At 56.9% G+C, this 670-nt stretch carries 1 protein-coding gene; it reads right to left on the bottom strand.

Translation table 11 applies throughout. The features are described from left to right. Positions 1-670 (bottom strand): hypothetical protein (locus OQK_RS01270; protein WP_016770755.1); only part of this gene is annotated, 670 nt, incomplete at both ends.

The raw sequence follows: 670 nt of genomic DNA, 5'->3' as shown, positions 1-670 counted from the left end.
CCCCACTTCCTGATCATGCGCTGCCCCCACAAACTGCTGCTTGACCCGCTCCCCACCCCCCGCAAACGTCTCCACATACTCCAACCAAATCGGACACCCGGCGCACTGAAACGGCCAAGCCTCACACAAAACCTTGGTGTCATCCTTGATCAACCCAACATCCAGCACTTCACCATCAAACCCTTCGAGCTTCGGCATCGGCATGCTCGTCTGCAACAACTCACCAATCACCAGCGTCACACTCTGCACCGGCGTCGGCTGTCCATTGACAATCAGGCTGTATATCAGCTCCACACTGCGCTGCAGATTTGCACCGGTGACGGAGAAATCAATGTCGAATTGCACTTTCGATTGTCCCTCCACCGGCTTTTGCTGGGGAGGTACTGAGCCGGCGCCGGGTGTGCCGGCGATTTCCAGTTTTACCTCGTGATTTGCGTCAAACGCGGCGGTGTCAAACACCACGGTAAATCCATTCTGATGCCGGTTCGGGTCAAGTTTGTAATCCGGCGCCTCGACAACCGTGGGCGGCTTCAACTGACTGACTTCGCCGGTGACCGTGACGACAACGTTATTGGACGGGCGCGCGGGCACGTTGGCGCGTAGCAGTTGATAGTCGACTTTGGCCGAACCGTTGACGATTGCTGTGATCTTGCTGTTCGGGATCGGAAAG

This window comes from Pseudomonas sp. R62 (assembly GCF_000257605.1).
Lineage (GTDB): Bacteria > Pseudomonadota > Gammaproteobacteria > Pseudomonadales > Pseudomonadaceae > Aquipseudomonas > Aquipseudomonas atacamensis.
The sequence above is the reverse complement of the archived record's forward strand: the minus strand, read 5'-3'. Positions and strand labels throughout refer to the sequence as shown.